Source organism: Micromonospora sp. WMMD812, assembly GCF_027497215.1.
Lineage (GTDB): Bacteria > Actinomycetota > Actinomycetes > Mycobacteriales > Micromonosporaceae > Micromonospora.
The window spans coordinates 433,491-448,605 of the sequence record NZ_CP114904.1 but is presented as its reverse complement, the minus strand read 5'-3'; the positions used below and the strand labels follow the sequence as shown (position 1 = coordinate 448,605).

At 75.7% G+C, this 15,115-nt stretch carries 17 protein-coding genes; 15 read left to right on the top strand and 2 right to left on the bottom strand.

Going from position 1 to position 15,115, the window contains the following annotated elements; all coding sequences use genetic code 11:
- Positions 1–4 precede the first annotated feature (4 nt).
- From O7603_RS01960 to O7603_RS01890, 15 genes are all read left to right on the top strand, one after another.
- Positions 5–613 (top strand): glycine zipper family protein, encoded by a 609-nt coding sequence (locus O7603_RS01960; RefSeq protein WP_281573944.1) that lies wholly within the window; start codon positions 5–7, stop codon positions 611–613.
- Positions 610–1,308: a carboxypeptidase-like regulatory domain-containing protein gene (locus O7603_RS01955; RefSeq protein WP_281573943.1), complete on the top strand. Its 699-nt coding sequence runs from the start codon at positions 610–612 to the stop codon at positions 1,306–1,308. The genes O7603_RS01960 and O7603_RS01955 overlap by 4 nt, the downstream gene beginning before the upstream one ends.
- 15 nt (positions 1,309–1,323) lie before the next feature.
- Positions 1,324–2,571, top strand: a complete 1,248-nt coding sequence (locus O7603_RS01950) for a phage tail sheath subtilisin-like domain-containing protein (protein ID WP_281573942.1) — start codon at positions 1,324–1,326, stop codon at positions 2,569–2,571.
- 1 nt (position 2,572) lies between these two features.
- Positions 2,573–3,052, top strand: coding sequence for a phage tail protein (locus O7603_RS01945; protein ID WP_281573941.1), 480 nt, complete (start codon positions 2,573–2,575; stop codon positions 3,050–3,052).
- Positions 3,030–4,733, top strand: coding sequence for a hypothetical protein (locus O7603_RS01940; RefSeq protein WP_281573940.1), 1,704 nt, complete (start codon positions 3,030–3,032; stop codon positions 4,731–4,733). The genes O7603_RS01945 and O7603_RS01940 overlap by 23 nt, the downstream gene beginning before the upstream one ends.
- The gene (locus O7603_RS01935) at positions 4,733–5,548 is read left to right on the top strand and encodes a hypothetical protein (protein ID WP_281573939.1); all 816 of its coding nucleotides are present in this window, start codon (positions 4,733–4,735) and stop codon (positions 5,546–5,548) included. Before O7603_RS01940 ends, O7603_RS01935 begins: the two co-directional genes overlap by 1 nt.
- Positions 5,545–7,140 carry a phage baseplate assembly protein V gene (locus tag O7603_RS01930; RefSeq protein ID WP_281573938.1) on the top strand — a complete coding sequence of 532 codons (1,596 nt, stop codon included), beginning with the start codon at positions 5,545–5,547 and terminating at the stop codon, positions 7,138–7,140. Before O7603_RS01935 ends, O7603_RS01930 begins: the two co-directional genes overlap by 4 nt.
- Positions 7,140–7,478, top strand: coding sequence for a hypothetical protein (locus O7603_RS01925; RefSeq protein ID WP_281573937.1), 339 nt, complete (start codon positions 7,140–7,142; stop codon positions 7,476–7,478). The genes O7603_RS01930 and O7603_RS01925 overlap by 1 nt, the downstream gene beginning before the upstream one ends.
- Positions 7,475–7,942 carry a GPW/gp25 family protein gene (locus tag O7603_RS01920; protein WP_281573936.1) on the top strand — a complete coding sequence of 156 codons (468 nt, stop codon included), beginning with the start codon at positions 7,475–7,477 and terminating at the stop codon, positions 7,940–7,942. The genes O7603_RS01925 and O7603_RS01920 overlap by 4 nt, the downstream gene beginning before the upstream one ends.
- Positions 7,942–10,587, top strand: coding sequence for a putative baseplate assembly protein (locus tag O7603_RS01915; RefSeq protein ID WP_281573935.1), 2,646 nt, complete (start codon positions 7,942–7,944; stop codon positions 10,585–10,587). Before O7603_RS01920 ends, O7603_RS01915 begins: the two co-directional genes overlap by 1 nt.
- The gene (locus tag O7603_RS01910) at positions 10,568–11,083 is read left to right on the top strand and encodes a phage tail protein (protein ID WP_281573934.1); all 516 of its coding nucleotides are present in this window, start codon (positions 10,568–10,570) and stop codon (positions 11,081–11,083) included. The genes O7603_RS01915 and O7603_RS01910 overlap by 20 nt, the downstream gene beginning before the upstream one ends.
- Positions 11,080–12,006: a hypothetical protein gene (locus O7603_RS01905; RefSeq protein WP_281573933.1), complete on the top strand. Its 927-nt coding sequence runs from the start codon at positions 11,080–11,082 to the stop codon at positions 12,004–12,006. The genes O7603_RS01910 and O7603_RS01905 overlap by 4 nt, the downstream gene beginning before the upstream one ends.
- Positions 12,003–12,464 carry a hypothetical protein gene (locus O7603_RS01900; protein ID WP_281573932.1) on the top strand — a complete coding sequence of 154 codons (462 nt, stop codon included), beginning with the start codon at positions 12,003–12,005 and terminating at the stop codon, positions 12,462–12,464. Before O7603_RS01905 ends, O7603_RS01900 begins: the two co-directional genes overlap by 4 nt.
- Positions 12,465–12,483: 19 nt before the next feature.
- The gene (locus tag O7603_RS01895) at positions 12,484–13,257 is read left to right on the top strand and encodes a hypothetical protein (protein ID WP_281573931.1); all 774 of its coding nucleotides are present in this window, start codon (positions 12,484–12,486) and stop codon (positions 13,255–13,257) included.
- A gap of 101 nt (positions 13,258–13,358) precedes the next feature.
- A complete protein-coding gene (locus O7603_RS01890) occupies positions 13,359–14,087 on the top strand; it encodes an HD domain-containing protein (protein WP_281573930.1) in 729 nt (242 codons plus the stop codon).
- A 113-nt stretch (positions 14,088–14,200) separates the two neighbouring features.
- Here the strand turns inward: O7603_RS01890 and O7603_RS01885 are convergent, their stop codons facing one another.
- Together O7603_RS01885 and O7603_RS01880 are read right to left on the bottom strand one after the other, a co-directional pair.
- Positions 14,201–14,563 carry a barstar family protein gene (locus tag O7603_RS01885; protein WP_281573929.1) on the bottom strand — a complete coding sequence of 121 codons (363 nt, stop codon included), beginning with the start codon at positions 14,561–14,563 and terminating at the stop codon, positions 14,201–14,203.
- 84 nt (positions 14,564–14,647) lie between these two features.
- On the bottom strand, positions 14,648–15,097 hold the full coding sequence (locus tag O7603_RS01880) for a ribonuclease domain-containing protein (protein WP_281573928.1): 450 nt from the start codon (positions 15,095–15,097) through the stop codon (positions 14,648–14,650).
- Positions 15,098–15,115: the final 18 nt, after the last annotated feature.

Here is a 15,115-nt window from a genome sequence, read left to right as displayed (position 1 = left end):
CGTCATGGTCTACGGAATCGTCAGCGCGGCGGCGCACGTCCTGCTCGGCGCGGCGTTCGGCGTCTGGGCCGGCGGCCCGGCCGGCCTGCTGATCGGTGCCGTCGTGGGCGTGCTGGTCGGCGCGCCGTTCGGCTGGGCGGTCGCCTCCGCCCGGGTGTACGACCCGGACGCCCGGGGCGTGTTCCTCTTCGTCGTCGACCACACCTGGAGCCTGCTCAACACGGTGGTCGGCGCGGTCTACCTCGCCGCGCACCTGGTCTTCGGTCACTCGCTGGACCGGGCCACCTCGCAGCACAGCTGCCGGGTGAACGTGGTGGAGGGCGTCTCACCCCGGTACGCCACCACGATCGGCACGGTCTGCGCCGGCTCCGGCCCGGGCATCCAGCGGCACGAGGACGTGCACATCCTCCAGGCCCGGCTGCTCGGGCCGCTCTACATCCCGCTGGTGCTCGCGAACTACGTGCTCTTCACCATCGCGCCGGTGTGGCTGCTCTACCACGACCACCGCAACGCGCCGATCAACCGGTTCACCCGGTACTTCGAGATCGGCGTCTACCCGCACGTCTGGAACGAGGCCATCGCGTACCGGATCCAGGGGACTCCCCCGCGATGAGCGGCGACGGACGCGGACCGATCGAGACGGCCACCGCCGAGCTGGCCGCCTGGCTGGCCACGGCGGCGGGCGCACCCGTCCCGGTCGGTCCGCCCCGGCCCGCCGACGACACCGGCGAGCTGACCCTCTGGCCGCTCGAGCTCTGCCCGGCCCGGCAGACCCGCGGCAGCGGCGCGGTGCGGGAGCCGTACCGCTTCACGGTTCGTTACCTGGTCTGCGCCAACGGCCCCGCGGGGCTGCCGGGGTTGGACCGGGTGCTCGCCGCCGCCACCCGCGACGGCGGCTACGCGGTGCTGCTGGAGGCAGGCGACTCCCGGCTCTGGGACGCCTTCGGCACCGGCCCGCGCCCGGCGCTGCTCATCGACGTGCCGGCACAGGTCGCGCACCCGACGCCGGCGGCGCCGCCCGTGCTCCACCCGATCCGGCTCCGACAGCTCGAGTCGCTCACCTTCGGCGGCCGGGTGGTCGGACCGGAGGACCAACCACTGGCCGCGATGCGGGTCGAGGTGCCCGGCACGGCGTACGTGACGGCGACCGACGCCGGCGGCCGGTTCCGGGTGGTCGGCGTCCCGCACGACCCGGAGCACCCGGGGCCGGTGCGGCTGCGGCTGACCGGCCGGGGCCGGGTGCTCACCGCCGACGTCGACCCCACCGAACCCGACATCGTCATCGTCTGCCCGCCACGGCCCGGCTGATCCCCAGGAGGACCGATGCCCAGCTACTTCTCCCCCGGCATCTACGTCGAGGAGGTGCCGAGCGGCGCCAGACCGATCGGCCCGGCCGGCACCAGCACCGCCGCCTTCGTCGGCGTCGCCCCGGATTCGGGTGCCCACCTGGGCAAGGCGCTGCCGGTCAACAACTGGTCGGACTTCCTGCGCCTCTACGCCGACGGGGAGCACCTGGAGAGCACGCCGCTGGCCCGGGCGGTGTTCGGGTTCCTGGACAACGGCGGCACCCGGTGCTGGGTGGTCAACGTCGGCGAGGGCGGCGCGATCACCGGCACCGGGCAGCGGCGCGGCGGGCTCCAGCTCCTCGAGGCGGTCGACGAGATCTCCATCCTCGCCGCCCCCGGCTTCCACGACCCGGTCTCCCACGACGCGCTGCTCAGCATGGCGGAGCGGCTGCGCACGATGGTCGCGATCTGCGACCCCGCGCCCGACATCGACGACGTCTCCGCGCTGACCCGGGTCGCCACCCCGTCGAGCGGCAAGCCGCCGAAGCCGGCCGAGGGCTCGGGCGGCTCGGGCTCCGGCGGCTCGGGCTCCGGCGGCTCCGGCGAGGCGGGGCTGGCGGCGTACCGGCCACGGCAGTCCGACTTCGGCGCCTTCTACTACCCGTGGCTGCGCGTGCGCGACCCGCTCAGCGGCGACCTGGTGCTCACCCCGCCGAGCGGGCACATGGCCGGCATCTGGGCCCGCACCGACGGCCTGCGCGGGGTGCACAAGGCTCCGGCCAACGAGCCGGTACGCGGCGCGGTCGACCTGGCGTACCTGGTCACCCGCCCGGAGCACGACGTGCTCAACCCCAAGGGCGTCAACGTGATCCGCTACTTCGCCGGCGAGGGCATTCGTGTCTGGGGCGCCCGTACGCTCGCCGCCGAGGCCAGCGAGTGGCGTTACCTCAACGTCCGGCGGCTGTCCATCGCCATCGAGCAGGCCATCGCCAACGGCACCCGGTGGATGGTGTTCGAGCCGAACGACTTCTCCCTCTGGCGCTCGATCCGCCGCGACATCGGCGCGTTCCTCACCCGGGTGTGGCGCGACGGCGCGCTGCTGGGGCGTACGGCCGAGGAGGCGTTCTTCGTCAAGTGCGACGAGGAGACCAACCCGCCGGAGGTACGCGACGCCGGGATGGTGGTGGCGCACATCGGCATCGCGGTGGTGAAGCCCGCGGAGTTCGTGGTGTTCAAGCTGAGCCAGTGGGCCGGCGGCACCGAGACCGAGACGATCGGAGGCTGACATGCCGACCACGGCCACCCCGCAACCGGGCGCCCCGGTCGACCCGTACCGGGCGTACAACTTCCGTCTGCTCGTCAACGGCGTGGCCAGCGGGCACTTCACCGAGGTCAGCGGCCTGGCGATGAGCATTCCGGGGATCCCGTACCGGGAGCACGGCACCGACCGGATCCGGATCGTGCCGGGCCAGGTGGAGTACGAGCCGGTCACCCTGCACTTCGGACTGACCGCGTCGCGGGAACTGTGGGACTGGGTGCACGCGGTGGCGAAGGGCGTGGTGAGCCGGCGCAACGTGTCGATCGTGCTGCTCGACGCGGCGGGCACGGCCGAGGTGCTGCGCTGGAACCTGATCAACGCGTGGCCGACCGGGTGGCGTGGTGCCGCGCTGAACACCCTCGGCCAGGAGATCGCCATCGCCGCGCTGACCCTGCGGTACGAGGGTCTGGACCTGGAGACCGGCGGTGCCGCGCCGACGCCCGCGTAGCTGGCTGGCCAGCGGGCTCCGGTCGGTGGCCTCGACGGCGCAGCGGCTGGCCGGGCTGGCCGAGCCCGGACGCTCCGGCGCACCCGCTGGAGGGCCGGCCGGACCGGGCCGCATCGGGGCCGGCGGCCCCGGCCCGGGGACCCGGCGGCCGGGCCAGCCTCCCGAGCACTGGCTGCGGATGGTCGCCGCGCACGCCCCCGGGCTGCTCGACGGCCTGCCGCTCGACCCCGGGTCCGGTCCGGCCTGGGGCGACGACCCGGCCGCGGGCGCGCCCCGCACCGGTGGGCCCGTCGGCCCGGCGGGATCCGCGCCGGACCCGACCGATCGCGGTGGCGCCGGCCAGGGCGGCGACGGATTCGGCCACCGTCTCGGCCAGGGCGACTGGCACGACCACGGCCACGGCCAGGGCCACGACGGTTACGGCCACGGCGTCGGTTTCGACCACGGTTTCGGCGACGGCGAGCGAGAGGGCGACGGCCACGAGTTCGCCGGTGACGTCCGGGGCGCCCCACCGGTGCGCCCGGCGGTGCCGCCGCTCGCAGCCGCGCCCGGTGTGACGGCTCCCGGTCACACCGACGCCGGCGACCGGGGTCGGGCCGGCCTGGCCCGCTGGGGCCGGCGCCGCCGGAATGCGGGGCGGCGTCCGGGCCGGGGCGGTGTCGGCCGGGGCGGTGTCGGCCGGGTCGAGTCGGCCCGGGAGGCGTACGGCGAACACCCCGCGTCGCGCACCGAGCCGGGCGGCCAGCTGGCGGCGCCGTCCGCCGCCACGATGGGGAGCGGGAACGACGGCCGGGGCGGGAGTCAGGGCGGCCCCTGGACCGCGAGCCGGACCGCCGGCCCGGGCCGGACGGACCACGCCGACGGCTCCGGGACCCCGGCCTGGGCCTCCCGCGCCGTGGTCACCGGCTCGGCTCCGGCCGACGCCCACCCCGGTAGCGCGGCCTTCGCCCCGCTTCCGCGACGTCAGGACCCCCCGTCCGGCCCGCGGACGTCGGACGTTGCCGGTAGTGAAGCCGAGTACAGCGGCTGGGGTGGGGATCGCGCCGGCCGTCCGGCAGGACCGGCCGCACAGCACCCGACCTCACAGCTTCCGGCCGCACAGCGCTCGGCCGCACAGCACCCGGGCACACAGTGGCTGGGCACGCAGGGACCGAGCACGCAGGGACCAAGCACGCCGGGACCCGGCACGCAGGGACCCGGCACGCGCTGGCCTGGCCCGCACGGGCCGAGCACGCGGTGGTCGGCCGCGCGGGCGTCGGTCGCCGGGCCGGGCCGGGCGGCCGGGGGTTCCGGGTGGCTGACGGGTCGTACCGCGGACGGGCGGGGCGACGTGGCAGTGGTCCGGAGCACGAAGGAGGGCGGCGACGTCCGCCGGACCGACGCCCCACCGTGGGGGCCGGGCACCGTACCGCTCGGGGTGCCGGACGTCGGTGGCGTGCCGGCGCCGGCCGGCGGCGGCGCTCCCGGGCCACGTGGCGTCGAGGACCGATGGCCGGCGCTGCCGGACCCGGCCGGACCCGGCGGCGCCGACCGGGGCGTGCCCCGCGGCGGACGGCGGGCCACCCCGACGGGCGGCCCGTGGCCCGAGTTGCCGGACGACGGTCCGCTCTGGACCGCGCTGGGCGACGCCCTGGCCGCCGGGCACGCGGGCCGGCTGGACCGGGAACAGGCGGGTGGCTGATGGAACGGGTCGCCTTCCTCGTCGACGCCAGCGGCGCCCGGGTGGACTGCCTGCTCAACCCGGAGACGGTGCAGGTGACCCGGCTCGCCGGGGTACGCCACCGGTCCGCGGCCGGCGGCCAGCTCACCGGCGCCGGGCTGGCCGACGACACGCTGGTGTTCACCGGCGGCGGCCGCACCGAACTGGTGCTGGACCTGCTCTTCGACGTCGACTTCGTCGAGGCGCAGGTCCGCCCGGACGACGTCCGGGCGCTGACCCGGCCCCTGTGGATGCTTGCGGAGAACTCGACCGCCGAGCACGGCTGGCTCCGTCCGCCGCTGGTCCGGCTGGTCTGGGGCAAGGCGTGGAACGTGCCCGGCGTGATCGTCGCGGTCGCGGAGCGGTTCGACGCGTTCACCGGCACCGGCTCGCCGCGCCGCTCCTGGCTGCGACTCAAGCTGGTCCGGGTGGCGGAGAGCGCCGACCAGGCGCAGGCCGGCTTCGAGGAGGAGTTGGCGGCCGCGAGCACGCCGACCGCCGCGCCGGGCGCCGCCGTCGTGGCCGCCGGGGACGGCGCCGCGGCGCCCGGCTACTCCGGCGTCCGGTTCGACCTGCTCGCCCACGACGCGCTCGGCTCACCGCTGCGCTGGCGGCTGCTCGCCGAGCACAACCGGGTCACCGACCCGATGAGCGTGCCCCCGGGCACGGCGCTGGCCGTGCCGCCGGTGGCCGGCCTGATCACCCCGACGCCGACCGGCCCGGCCGAACCGGTGCCCGGCCGGGCCGGTGCGACGACGACCGGCACCGTGCCGTCCGGAACGGGCGGTGCCCGGTGAACGCCGTCGCGCCGCGGGCGCTCGCGGTGCGGGTCGACGGCGCGCCGTTGCCCGACCTCGTGCTCCGCCGGCTCCGCTCGGTGCGGGTCGCCGCCCGGCTGGACCAGCCCACCCAGTGCGAGGTGGCGATCGCCGCCGAGCCGGGCCCGGCTGCGCTCGCCCCGTGGGCGCGCACCGGGGCGACCCTCGACGTGCGGCTGGTCGACCACCCGGACGGGCTCTTCGCCGGCGAGGTGACCTGCGTCGAGGTGGAGTACGCGGCGGACGGCTCGGCGCTGCTGCGGCTCCGCGCGTACGACGCGCTGCACCGGCTGCGCAAGCGGCAGCGGCTGCGGGTGTTCGAGTCGGTCACCGCCGTCGAGCTGGCCCGGGATCTGTGCGGCGAGGTCGGGCTGAGCGTCGACGCGGAGGACGACGGTCCCCGGCTGGAGCGGCTGCTCCAGCACCGGCACAGCGACCTGGAGCTGCTGACCGAGGTGACCGGCCGGGCCGGGCTGCACCTGGCCGCCGACGGCGACCGGATCCGCCTGGTCAGCCTCGCCGGCCATGGTGAGCCGGTCGTGCTGCGGTTGGGGCGGGACGTGCACGCGCTGCGGGTGTCGACCAACCTGGACCGGGCCGCTGGCGGCAGTGCCGCGCTGGGCTGGCACCCGCAGCGGGCCGAGCCGATCAGCCAGCGGGCGGACGAGGCGCGCTGCGCCCGCCCGGCCGACCGCCGGCCGGACCCGGCCGACGTGGGCGCGGACGACCTGCGTACCGCGGTGGACCAGCCGGGGCGCAGCGACGACGAGTTGGCCGGTATCGCCCAGGCCCGGCTGGACACGCGTACCGCCGCCCTGGTCACCGCCGAGGGGGTGGCCGAGGGCGTTCCGGCGCTGCGGCCGGGGCGGCGGATCACGCTGGACGGTGTGGCCGAGCCGGTCGCCGGGGAGTACGTGCTCACCGAGGTGGTGCACACGCTCGACGCCAACGGGCACCTGACCCGGTTCGGCACCGCGCCGCCGCCGAGCCCGCCGGCCGGCGGCGGCGCGGGCGCGACGGTCACCCTCGGCGCGGTCACCGACGTCGCCGACCCCGACGGGCTGGGTCGGGTCCGGGTGACCCTGCCCGCGTACGGGGACCTGGACGCCGGCTGGCTCGCCGTGCTCTGCCCGGGCGCCGGGCGGGACAAGGGCATCGTGGCGCTGCCCGACCCGGAGGACACCGTGCTGGTGGCGCTGCCCGGCGGGGAGCCCGCGTCCGGCGTGGTGCTCGGCTCGCTCTTCGGCGCGGTGGCCCCGTACGACGCGGGCATCGCCGACGGGCGGGCCCGGCGCTGGTCGCTGCGGACCGGCACGGGGCAGTCGATCGTGGTCGACGACGCCGGGCGCAGCCTGCGGCTGGCCACCGACGGTGGCAGCTGGTTGGAGCTGACCCCCGACCTCGTCACCCTGCACGCCGCGGCCGACCTGGTGCTCTCCGCGCCGGGCCGGGCGATGGTCGTGCGCGCCCGCAGCGTCGACTTCCGGCACGCCGAGGCGGCCGAGGACGCGGCGACGGCCGCGGAGCAGGCCCGCGCGCTCGTCCGCGACCAGCAGCGAGGAGGCGGCTGATGCGGTGGATCCATCGCGACTCCGTGATCACCTGCGACCACGACGGGCGCGTCGAGAACCGCCCGTCCCAGCGCTGGGTGACGGTCGGCGGCGTGCCGGCGCTGGTCGACGACGACCCGGAGGGGCGGGAGATCACCGCCTGCCCGAACTACGGGCCGACGGTGAAGCCGTGCGCGAAGACGCTGCCGGTGCGGGTCGGCTACAGCGACTGGCTGCGCGTCGACGGCCGGCGGGTGGTGCTGTCCCACCTCGACGGGCTGACCGACGGCACCCCGCCGGGCCTGGTCCACCACCGGGTGCGCGACCCACGGCAGGGGTTCCTGGGGGCGGACCGGTGAGGGCCTTCCGGTTCGTCGGCGCCGGGTTCGACGCGGGTCGCACCGGCGGGCTGGCGCTGACCGCGGCCGGCGGGCTGGCCATGACCGACGGCGACGAGACCGTACGCCAGGCGCTGTTCCTGCTGCTGTCGACCATGCCGGGCGAGCGGCTGATGCGGCCCGGGTACGGGTCGCGACTGCACCGCCTGGTGTTCGCCCCGAACGACGACACCACCGCCGGGCTGGCCATCCACTACGTGCGCCAGGCAATCGCCCGGTGGGAGCCGCGGGTCGAGGTGATCGACGTGGACGCCGGCCCGGACCCGGACGACCCGTGGCGCCTGGTGATCCGCCTCGACTACCGGGTGCGGGTCAGCCTGACGCCCGGCCAGCTGGTGTTCTCCGTCGACCTGCTGCCGACCGACGAGCCGGACGCGCCGCCGGCCGGCGGGCCGGACCCCGATCTCTCGCCGGGAGGCCAGTGATGACGCTGCCCGTGCCGCACCTGGACGACCGCGGCTTCCTCGACCTGGTCACCGAGGCGCGCGAGCGGATCCGGCAGTCCTGCCCGGCGTGGACCGACCTGTCCGCGCACGACCCCGGCATGGCGTTGGTCGAGGCGTTCGCGCACCTCACCGAGGTGATGATCTACCGGCTGAACCAGCTGCCGGAGAAGGCGTACGTCTCGTTCCTGAACCTGCTCGGGGTGGCCCGCCACGCGCCCTCGGTGGCCTGGGCCGACGTGCGGTTCACCCGGACGGGGCCGGAGCGGGGCGCGGTCTGGATCCCGGCCGGCACCCGGGTCGCCGCAGCGCGCGGCGCGGATCCGCGGCCGGTCGTGTTCGTCACCACCGAACCGGCGGCGCTGCCCGCCGGGGAGTCCGCGGTGACCGTGCGGATGCACCACTGCGAACCGGTCGAGGCGGAGCTGCTCGGCACCGGCACGGGCCAGCCCGGCCAGGTGCTCCGCGCCGCCCGGGCCCCGCTCGCGCACACCGCCGAGCCGCTGGACCTGCTGCTCGGCGTGGAGGTGCCGGCCGGGTCGGTGGAGCTGGGCGCGGCCGCGCGGGAGCACGGCGGCCGGACCTTCGAGATCTGGCGGCCGGTGGACAGCTTCGCGGGCGTCGGCCCACAGGCCAAGGTGTACCGGGTCGACCGCTGCTCCGGAACGGTCACCTTCGGCCCGGCGCTGGACCTGCGCGACCCGGGCGACGACGCGGCGCCGGCCGGGCCGGTGACCGTCGCCGCGGTGCCGCCGGCCGGACGGCAGATCCGGCTCTGGTACCGCGCCGGGGGCGGGCCGGCCGGCAACGTGGCCGCCGGGACGCTGACCAGCCTGCGCGACCCGCTGCCCGGGGTGCGGGTGGACAACCCCGCTCCGGCGGCCGGCGGGCGGGACATGGAGTCGATGGAGTCGGCGCTGCTGCGCGGCCCGTACGAGTTCTTCGCCCAGCAGCGAGCCGTCACCGCGCGGGACTTCGAGGTGCTCGCCACCGGCTCCGGCGCGGTGGCCCGGGCCCGGGCCTTCACCCGGTCCGCGGTCTACAGCTTCGCCCGCCCCGGCGAGGTGGAGGTGGTGCTCGTGCCGTACGTGCCGCCGGCGACCCGGCCGGGCGGGCGGCTGCCGGTGGCGGTGCTGCGCGAGCACGAGGTCGCCGAGGCGCGGCGCCGGGTGGAGGCGGATCTGGACCGCCGTCGGACGCTGGGCACCAGTTGCCGCGCGAGCTGGGCCCGGTACAAGGCGGTCTCGATCCGGGCCCGGGTGGTGGTCCGCCGGGAGGAGGACGCCGACGCGGTCCGCCGGCGCATCCACGAGCGGCTGCACCAGACGCTGAGCCCACTGCCCACTGCGCTCAACCCGAACGGGTGGGCGTTCGGGGAGCCGTTGCGGGCGTCCAACGTGTACCGGTTGCTCGAGCACGCCGAGCCGGGCGTGCGTTACGTCGAGTCGGTGCGGTTCGTGGTGGACGAGGCGCCGGACGCCGAGGTGCGGGCCCTGGCCGTGGACCAGTACCAGCCCCGGACCTGGTACGCCGGGCGTGGTCCGGTGCTGTTCCGCTCCACCAACGCGGGGGCCGGCTGGGAGCCGGCCGGCCGGTCCGACGGGGAGACGGTGCTGCGGGTGACGCCCGCCCCGGCGCCGGTGCGGCCCGGCATCGTGCCCCGGCCCGGCTCGGTGGCCGTGGTGACCCTGCGGGCGTCCGGCGGCTCGCGGGTGCACCTGAGCACCGACCTCGGCGAGACGTGGTCGCTGCTCGCCGACCTGGACGCCCGGATCTCCGACCTGGCCTGGATCGACCGGGACGGGGCGGGCGCGCTGCTGGTCGCCACCGACACCGGCCTGTACGAGGTGTCCCTGCTGCCCGGCGCGGTGCCGTTGCAGATCCTCGTCGACCCGGCCGACGCGGACCGCGGCTTCTACGCGGTGCGCGCCTTCGTCTCCGAGCGCGGGGCTCCCGGGGTGGCGGTGGCGGCGCAGGCCGGGTTCGGGGTCTACCTCTCCACCGCCGGTGGCCGGCCGGGCACCTTCGCCCACGTCGGCCTGGCCAACGTGGACAACCGGGTGCTCGCGGTGCAGTACGACGGACCGGCCACCCTGCTGTGGAGCGGCGCGGGCGAGCCGGACCCGAAGAAGCCCGGGCAGGGCTGTCACCGCACCCGGCTGTTCGAGTCGGACGTGAAGTGGCAGTCGGTGCAGTCCGGCTGGATCGGCGGCACCTGCCGCGACCTGGCCTTCGCCGGCCCGCTGGCGCTGGCCGCCACGCAGAGCGGCGGCGTGCTGCGGCTGGACACCCTGGCCACCCAGCCGCAGTGGACGTCGGTGAGTGTCAACTGCGGTCTGCCGCTGCGGGACCGCACCCGGTTCGTGCCGGTGGACGCGGTCGCGGCGGCCACCGGCGCGGGCGTGACCGGCGGACCGGCCGGTGGCCCGGGCGCGGCCGGCGGGGTCGGGCGGCTGATCCTGGCCGCCGGGGAACGCGGCGTCCACCGCAGCGTGGACGCGGTCGACTGGACGGCCAGCGCCAACCAGGCCACCGCCGACGTGGTGACCGTCCCGGACACCTGGCTGCTCTGCTCCGGCGAGCACGACATCGAGGTGGTGCGGCAGGATGCGTCGAACGGCGATTGAGCGGCTGCTGCCCGCGGCGTACCAGCGGGCCTGCGTGCCCGGCAGCGTCCTCTGGGCGCTGCTGGAGGTCATGGAGGCGCTGCACGCCCCGGACGAGGCGATCCTGGCCGAGGTGGACGCGCTCTTCGACCCGTACCGGGCGCCGGACGGCCTGGTCGCGCACCTGACCCGCTGGGTGGCGATGGACCACGTGGTGGCCTCGCCCCGGCCGGACGCGCCACCGCCGCTGCCGGTCGGCCGGCTGCGGGACCTGGTGGCGCAGGGCGCGTTGCTGGCCCGCTGGCGCGGCACCCCGTACGGCATGCGAAGAGCTCTCGAGGTGGCTACCGGGTTGAGCGGTTTCGGCCTGGACGAGCCGGCCGAGAAGCCATTCCACGTGGTGGTGACGGTGCCACCGGCGGCGGCCGGGCAGCTGGTCGTGATCACCCGAATCGTCGAGGCGGAGAAGCCCGCGTCGACCACCGTCGAGATCGTCGTCGCAGAGGAGTCGCCATGACCACCGAGTGGGCGGTCGTCGCCGCCGCCGAGCAGTTCACCCTGGATGCCCGCAACGCCGGCGAGCTGACCTTCACCGTGTCCAACCCCGGCGAGGCGCCGGACACGGTGGTGTTCGACGTGGCGCCGGGTGAGGGCTCGCAGCGCGCCTGGTTCACGGTCACCGAGCCGCAGCGGGTGGTGCCCGGGCAGGGCTCGGTGACGTTCCTCGTCCGGTTGACCGTCCCGGCGGGCACGCCGCCGCGCCGCTACGACATGACCGGGTTCGCGTACTCGGCGAACACCGCGCCGGAGGAGAGCTCCCGTTCCAGCGGCCGGGTCACCTACGAGGTACGCGCGGTCGCCGCGCCGAAGCGGACGCCGTGGCCGTGGATCGCCGCGGCGGCGGCTCTGGTGCTGCTGGTCGGCACGGTGGTGACCGTCCTGCTGCTGCGGGGCGACGACCCGCCGCCCGGTGATCCCCGGGTGGTGACCGTCGAGGCGGAGAGCCTGGTGTCGGCGGCGGCGGTGGAGTCGCCCCGGGGCAGCGCGGCGACCGTCGTGGAGCAGGGCAACTGCTGCGGGGTGACCTGGTCCGGGGACACCCAGCTGTTCTTCCAGGGCCGGGCCATCGGCGACCAGGTGAGCGTGACGGTGGACATCCCCGCCGACGGGACGTGGCTGTTCTCGACCGTCCGGACGACCTCGTTCGACTACGCCAACACCGTCTGGGCCATCGACGGCACGCAGGTGGGCGGCGCGTTCCTCGGCTTCACCCCGACGGTGGTCCGCACCGACTGGATCGACGTGGGCAGCGTCCGGCTCACCGCCGGCCAGCACCGGGTCACCCTGGTGGTGGTCGGCAAGACCCAGGGCACCGACCGCTACTTCGCCGGGGTGGACACGATCCGGTTCACCGAGGTGCTCCCGCTGGCCGTGCGATGAGTGGACGGCAGAAGGCGCTGCTGGCGACGCTCGGCGTCCTGCTGGTGGCGCTGTTCGTGGTCGCGGTCGGCGCCGGCCGGGGCGACCGGGGCGACCCCGCCGGCCGGCCCGGTCTGGTCGACCGGCTCGCCGGCCTGGGCGGCGAGCGGTCCGCGGTGGACCCGGCCACGGTGGCCGCGGAGTGCGCCGACGGCACCGGCCGGCTGGTCTTCGTCGGCGGTTGCGTGCTGCACGTCGCCGACCCGGGCGGGCTGCGGACGCTGATCCTGCGCAGCCCCGGGCCGTTCACGGTGGCCGCGCCAGCGCCCGGCGACGCCGAGTTCACGGTCCGCGACGAGGTCGAGCCGGCCGCGGACGGCACCGGCGCGGTGGCCCGGGTCGCCGTCGACGGGGCCACCGACATCGTCCTCACCTGTCCGGGCGTCGGCGGCTGCGCGGTCACCGTCGTCCCGTCCTGAGCGCCCGAGGAGGCCCGCCGTGGGTGAGTTGCGCAAGCCGTTCCTGCTGCTGGCGATGCTCGCGATCGTCCTGGCGATCGGCGTGGAGTTCGGCGCCGGGCTGCTCACCGGTGGCGGGGACGCCGGCGCCGCGCTGCGGGACAGCGCCGACGCGCTCGACGTCGAGCTGAGCGACGTGGCCGGGGTCAGCGAACCGTCCGGTCGGGGCACCGGCTACCTGGCGCTGATCGACGCGGTCGCGGTCTGGAGCACCGGGCTGTACTGCCTGAGCCTGGTTTTGCCCGACCGGGTCCAGGGCCGGGTGCAGGGCGTCGCCACCCTGATCTTCTCGATCATCCTGATCGTCATCTCGCTGATCACGCTGGTCGTGGCGTTCGTCGAGCTGTCCGTCATGGTCTCGCTCTTCCTGGCCACGCCGTTCGGCACGATCGCGTACCTGGCGCTGTGGGGCTTCTTCCCGGTCGGTGACGCGACGCTGCTGCTCGGGCTGGCGCTGCTGCTCAAGCTGGCCTGGGCGGCGCTGCTGATCCTGGCCCAGCCGCGCTTCCTGCAGAACAAGGGTCTCGTCCTGCTGATCCTCACCACCCTGCTCGGCACGGTGCTGCTGGAGTTCCTGCACCGCCTCGTGCCGGTGATCCTGGTGAGCATCCTCGACGACGTGGGCGCGCTGGTCTTCGCGGTGGTCGCCATCATCTGGGGCCTCGTGCTGCTGATCGGGTCGATTCCGGCGATCGTCAAGGCGGTCCGGGTGACCGCCGCGCCGCCGAGCCGCGCCGGCGGGGCGGATCGGTGACGCGCGACGCTCGGGCGTGCCACGCGGCGGTCCGGTAACGCACGACGGGTCGGGCGAGTCGCGGGGCGGAACGGATTGTGAAGATCGGCTATAAGTGACGCATGGACTTCCCGCCGTACCTGGCCACCATGCCGATGCACGCGATCACCGAGATCCACGGCGAGGCGGGGCTGCTGGAGCGCTTCCGGCTGGAGATCCAGTCCTTCGACGAGCCGGCCCGGGAGCGGCTGACCGCGGCGCTCGACCTGGCCGCCGAGCTGCACCGCGACGACCGGCGGGTCCGCGAGCCGTACCTGAACCACCTGCTCCGGGTGGCGATCCGGATGATGCACCACTACCAGGTGCGCGACGTGGACGTGATCGTCGCCGGGTTGCTGCACGACGCGGTCGAGGACCACCCGGCCGAGCTGGCCGGGGCGGACGCCGACGACGACCCGACCACGGCGGCGCTGGCCACGCTCGCCGCGCGGTTCGGCCCGCGGGTCGCCCACCTGGTCGCCGCGGTCACCAACCCGCGCTACGACCCGGCGCGCGACCGCAACGAGCAGTACCGCGAGCACGTGGCGGTCAGCCTCGACCGGGAGCCCTGGGCGCGGGTGATCAAGGTGTCCGACTTCACCGACAACGGGGTCGGCGTGATCCACACCGTCGGCCCGAAGGTGGAGTCCTCGGCCCGCAAGTACCGGCCGCTGGTGCCGGTCTTCCGGGAGCTGGTCACGCGGCCGGACACGCCGCTCTCGGCGCCGGTGAAGCGGCACATCCTGGCCCAGCTCGACCTGGCCGAGGAGCGGTTCGCGGCGATCCTGGACCAACCCGCCCACCACCACTGACCCGGATCGTCACGGTTACCGGCGATCATGCACATGTGGTGCCCGACGCATGGCGCTATGCACCTTCTGTCCACCAGCACAACTGCATGATCGACTAATCACGCGGGCGCCGGTCAGGCGTGTGGGCGGTCGCGCAGCACGACCTGCAGGGGGTGGGGGGCGTCGGCGGCGACGTCGCCGAACACGGCGAGGAAGCGGGCGTACTGGCCGGCGGGCTCGTCGGCAAGCAGTTGACCGGCGTCGTCGACGCGCAGGGTGAGGGGCGCCGCGGCCAGCCGGTCGCGGAGCACGTCGGCGAGCGCGTCCCAGTTGCGGCCGAAGTGGGCCGGCAGCGCGAGCGCGTCGGCGAGCGCCGTGAAGAGCGCGCCACGGGTACGCGCCGCCGCGCCGGCCAACGGCACCGCGGCAGGGTCGTCCGGTTCGGCGTCCCGGCCGGCGGTGAGCCACCCGACGGACTGGTCGTCCTGGTCGGTCATCGGACCTCCTGGTTCGGCCGGCGCACGCGACGCCGGCGGTGCGGTGCCGGGGCCGACCGTCAGCGGCCGGCCCCGGCGGGTGGGTCAGAGCCGGTAGAAGTCGCCGTAGTGGTTCGGCGAGAACCAGGTGACGCCGGTGCTCTTGTTCACCACGATCCGGTACGCGTCCCGGGCCGCCCCGTTCCGGCGCGGGTACACGTCGTACTCGTAGTAGGTGGCGTTGGCGGGCAGCTGCCCCTCGTAGTTGTAGAACCGGCCGCCGGCGAAGTTGGAGAGGCCGCCGCTCCAGCTGTACCAGCCGCGGGTGGTCGGGAAGCCCTTGGCGGCCCAGCCGGAGCGGGCCGTCCGCGCGTCCGCGCAGCGGGTCATGGTGCACGAGCTGTAGACCGCGGCGGAGGCCGAGTCGGTCAGCTTCGGCGCGACCACGGACGGGCCGACCAGCGCGGCGGCGACCATGGCGACGAGCAGGGCGAGCGTGGTGGCGAGCCGGCGGGTCGCGCCGGGCGCCGAGGGCGGGGATGCGAGGGTGGACATGCTGCCTCCAGACCGTTC

Bases quoted from the DNA above. Each gene is read 5' to 3' on its own strand.
- O7603_RS01885 (WP_281573929.1), bottom strand. From the start codon at position 14,563: ATGACCGACCAGGACGACCAGTCCGTCGGGTGGCTCACCGCCGGCCGG.
- O7603_RS01955 (WP_281573943.1), top strand. From the start codon at position 610: ATGAGCGGCGACGGACGCGGACCGATCGAGACGGCCACCGCCGAGCTG.
- O7603_RS01935 (WP_281573939.1), top strand. From the start codon at position 4,733: ATGGAACGGGTCGCCTTCCTCGTCGACGCCAGCGGCGCCCGGGTGGAC.
- O7603_RS01960 (WP_281573944.1), top strand. From the start codon at position 5: ATGGTCTACGGAATCGTCAGCGCGGCGGCGCACGTCCTGCTCGGCGCG.
- O7603_RS01910 (WP_281573934.1), top strand. From the start codon at position 10,568: ATGCGTCGAACGGCGATTGAGCGGCTGCTGCCCGCGGCGTACCAGCGG.
- O7603_RS01880 (WP_281573928.1), bottom strand. From the start codon at position 15,097: ATGTCCACCCTCGCATCCCCGCCCTCGGCGCCCGGCGCGACCCGCCGG.
- O7603_RS01915 (WP_281573935.1), top strand. From the start codon at position 7,942: ATGACGCTGCCCGTGCCGCACCTGGACGACCGCGGCTTCCTCGACCTG.
- O7603_RS01950 (WP_281573942.1), top strand. From the start codon at position 1,324: ATGCCCAGCTACTTCTCCCCCGGCATCTACGTCGAGGAGGTGCCGAGC.
- O7603_RS01925 (WP_281573937.1), top strand. From the start codon at position 7,140: ATGCGGTGGATCCATCGCGACTCCGTGATCACCTGCGACCACGACGGG.
- O7603_RS01900 (WP_281573932.1), top strand. From the start codon at position 12,003: ATGAGTGGACGGCAGAAGGCGCTGCTGGCGACGCTCGGCGTCCTGCTG.
- O7603_RS01945 (WP_281573941.1), top strand. From the start codon at position 2,573: ATGCCGACCACGGCCACCCCGCAACCGGGCGCCCCGGTCGACCCGTAC.
- O7603_RS01890 (WP_281573930.1), top strand. From the start codon at position 13,359: ATGGACTTCCCGCCGTACCTGGCCACCATGCCGATGCACGCGATCACC.
- O7603_RS01905 (WP_281573933.1), top strand. From the start codon at position 11,080: ATGACCACCGAGTGGGCGGTCGTCGCCGCCGCCGAGCAGTTCACCCTG.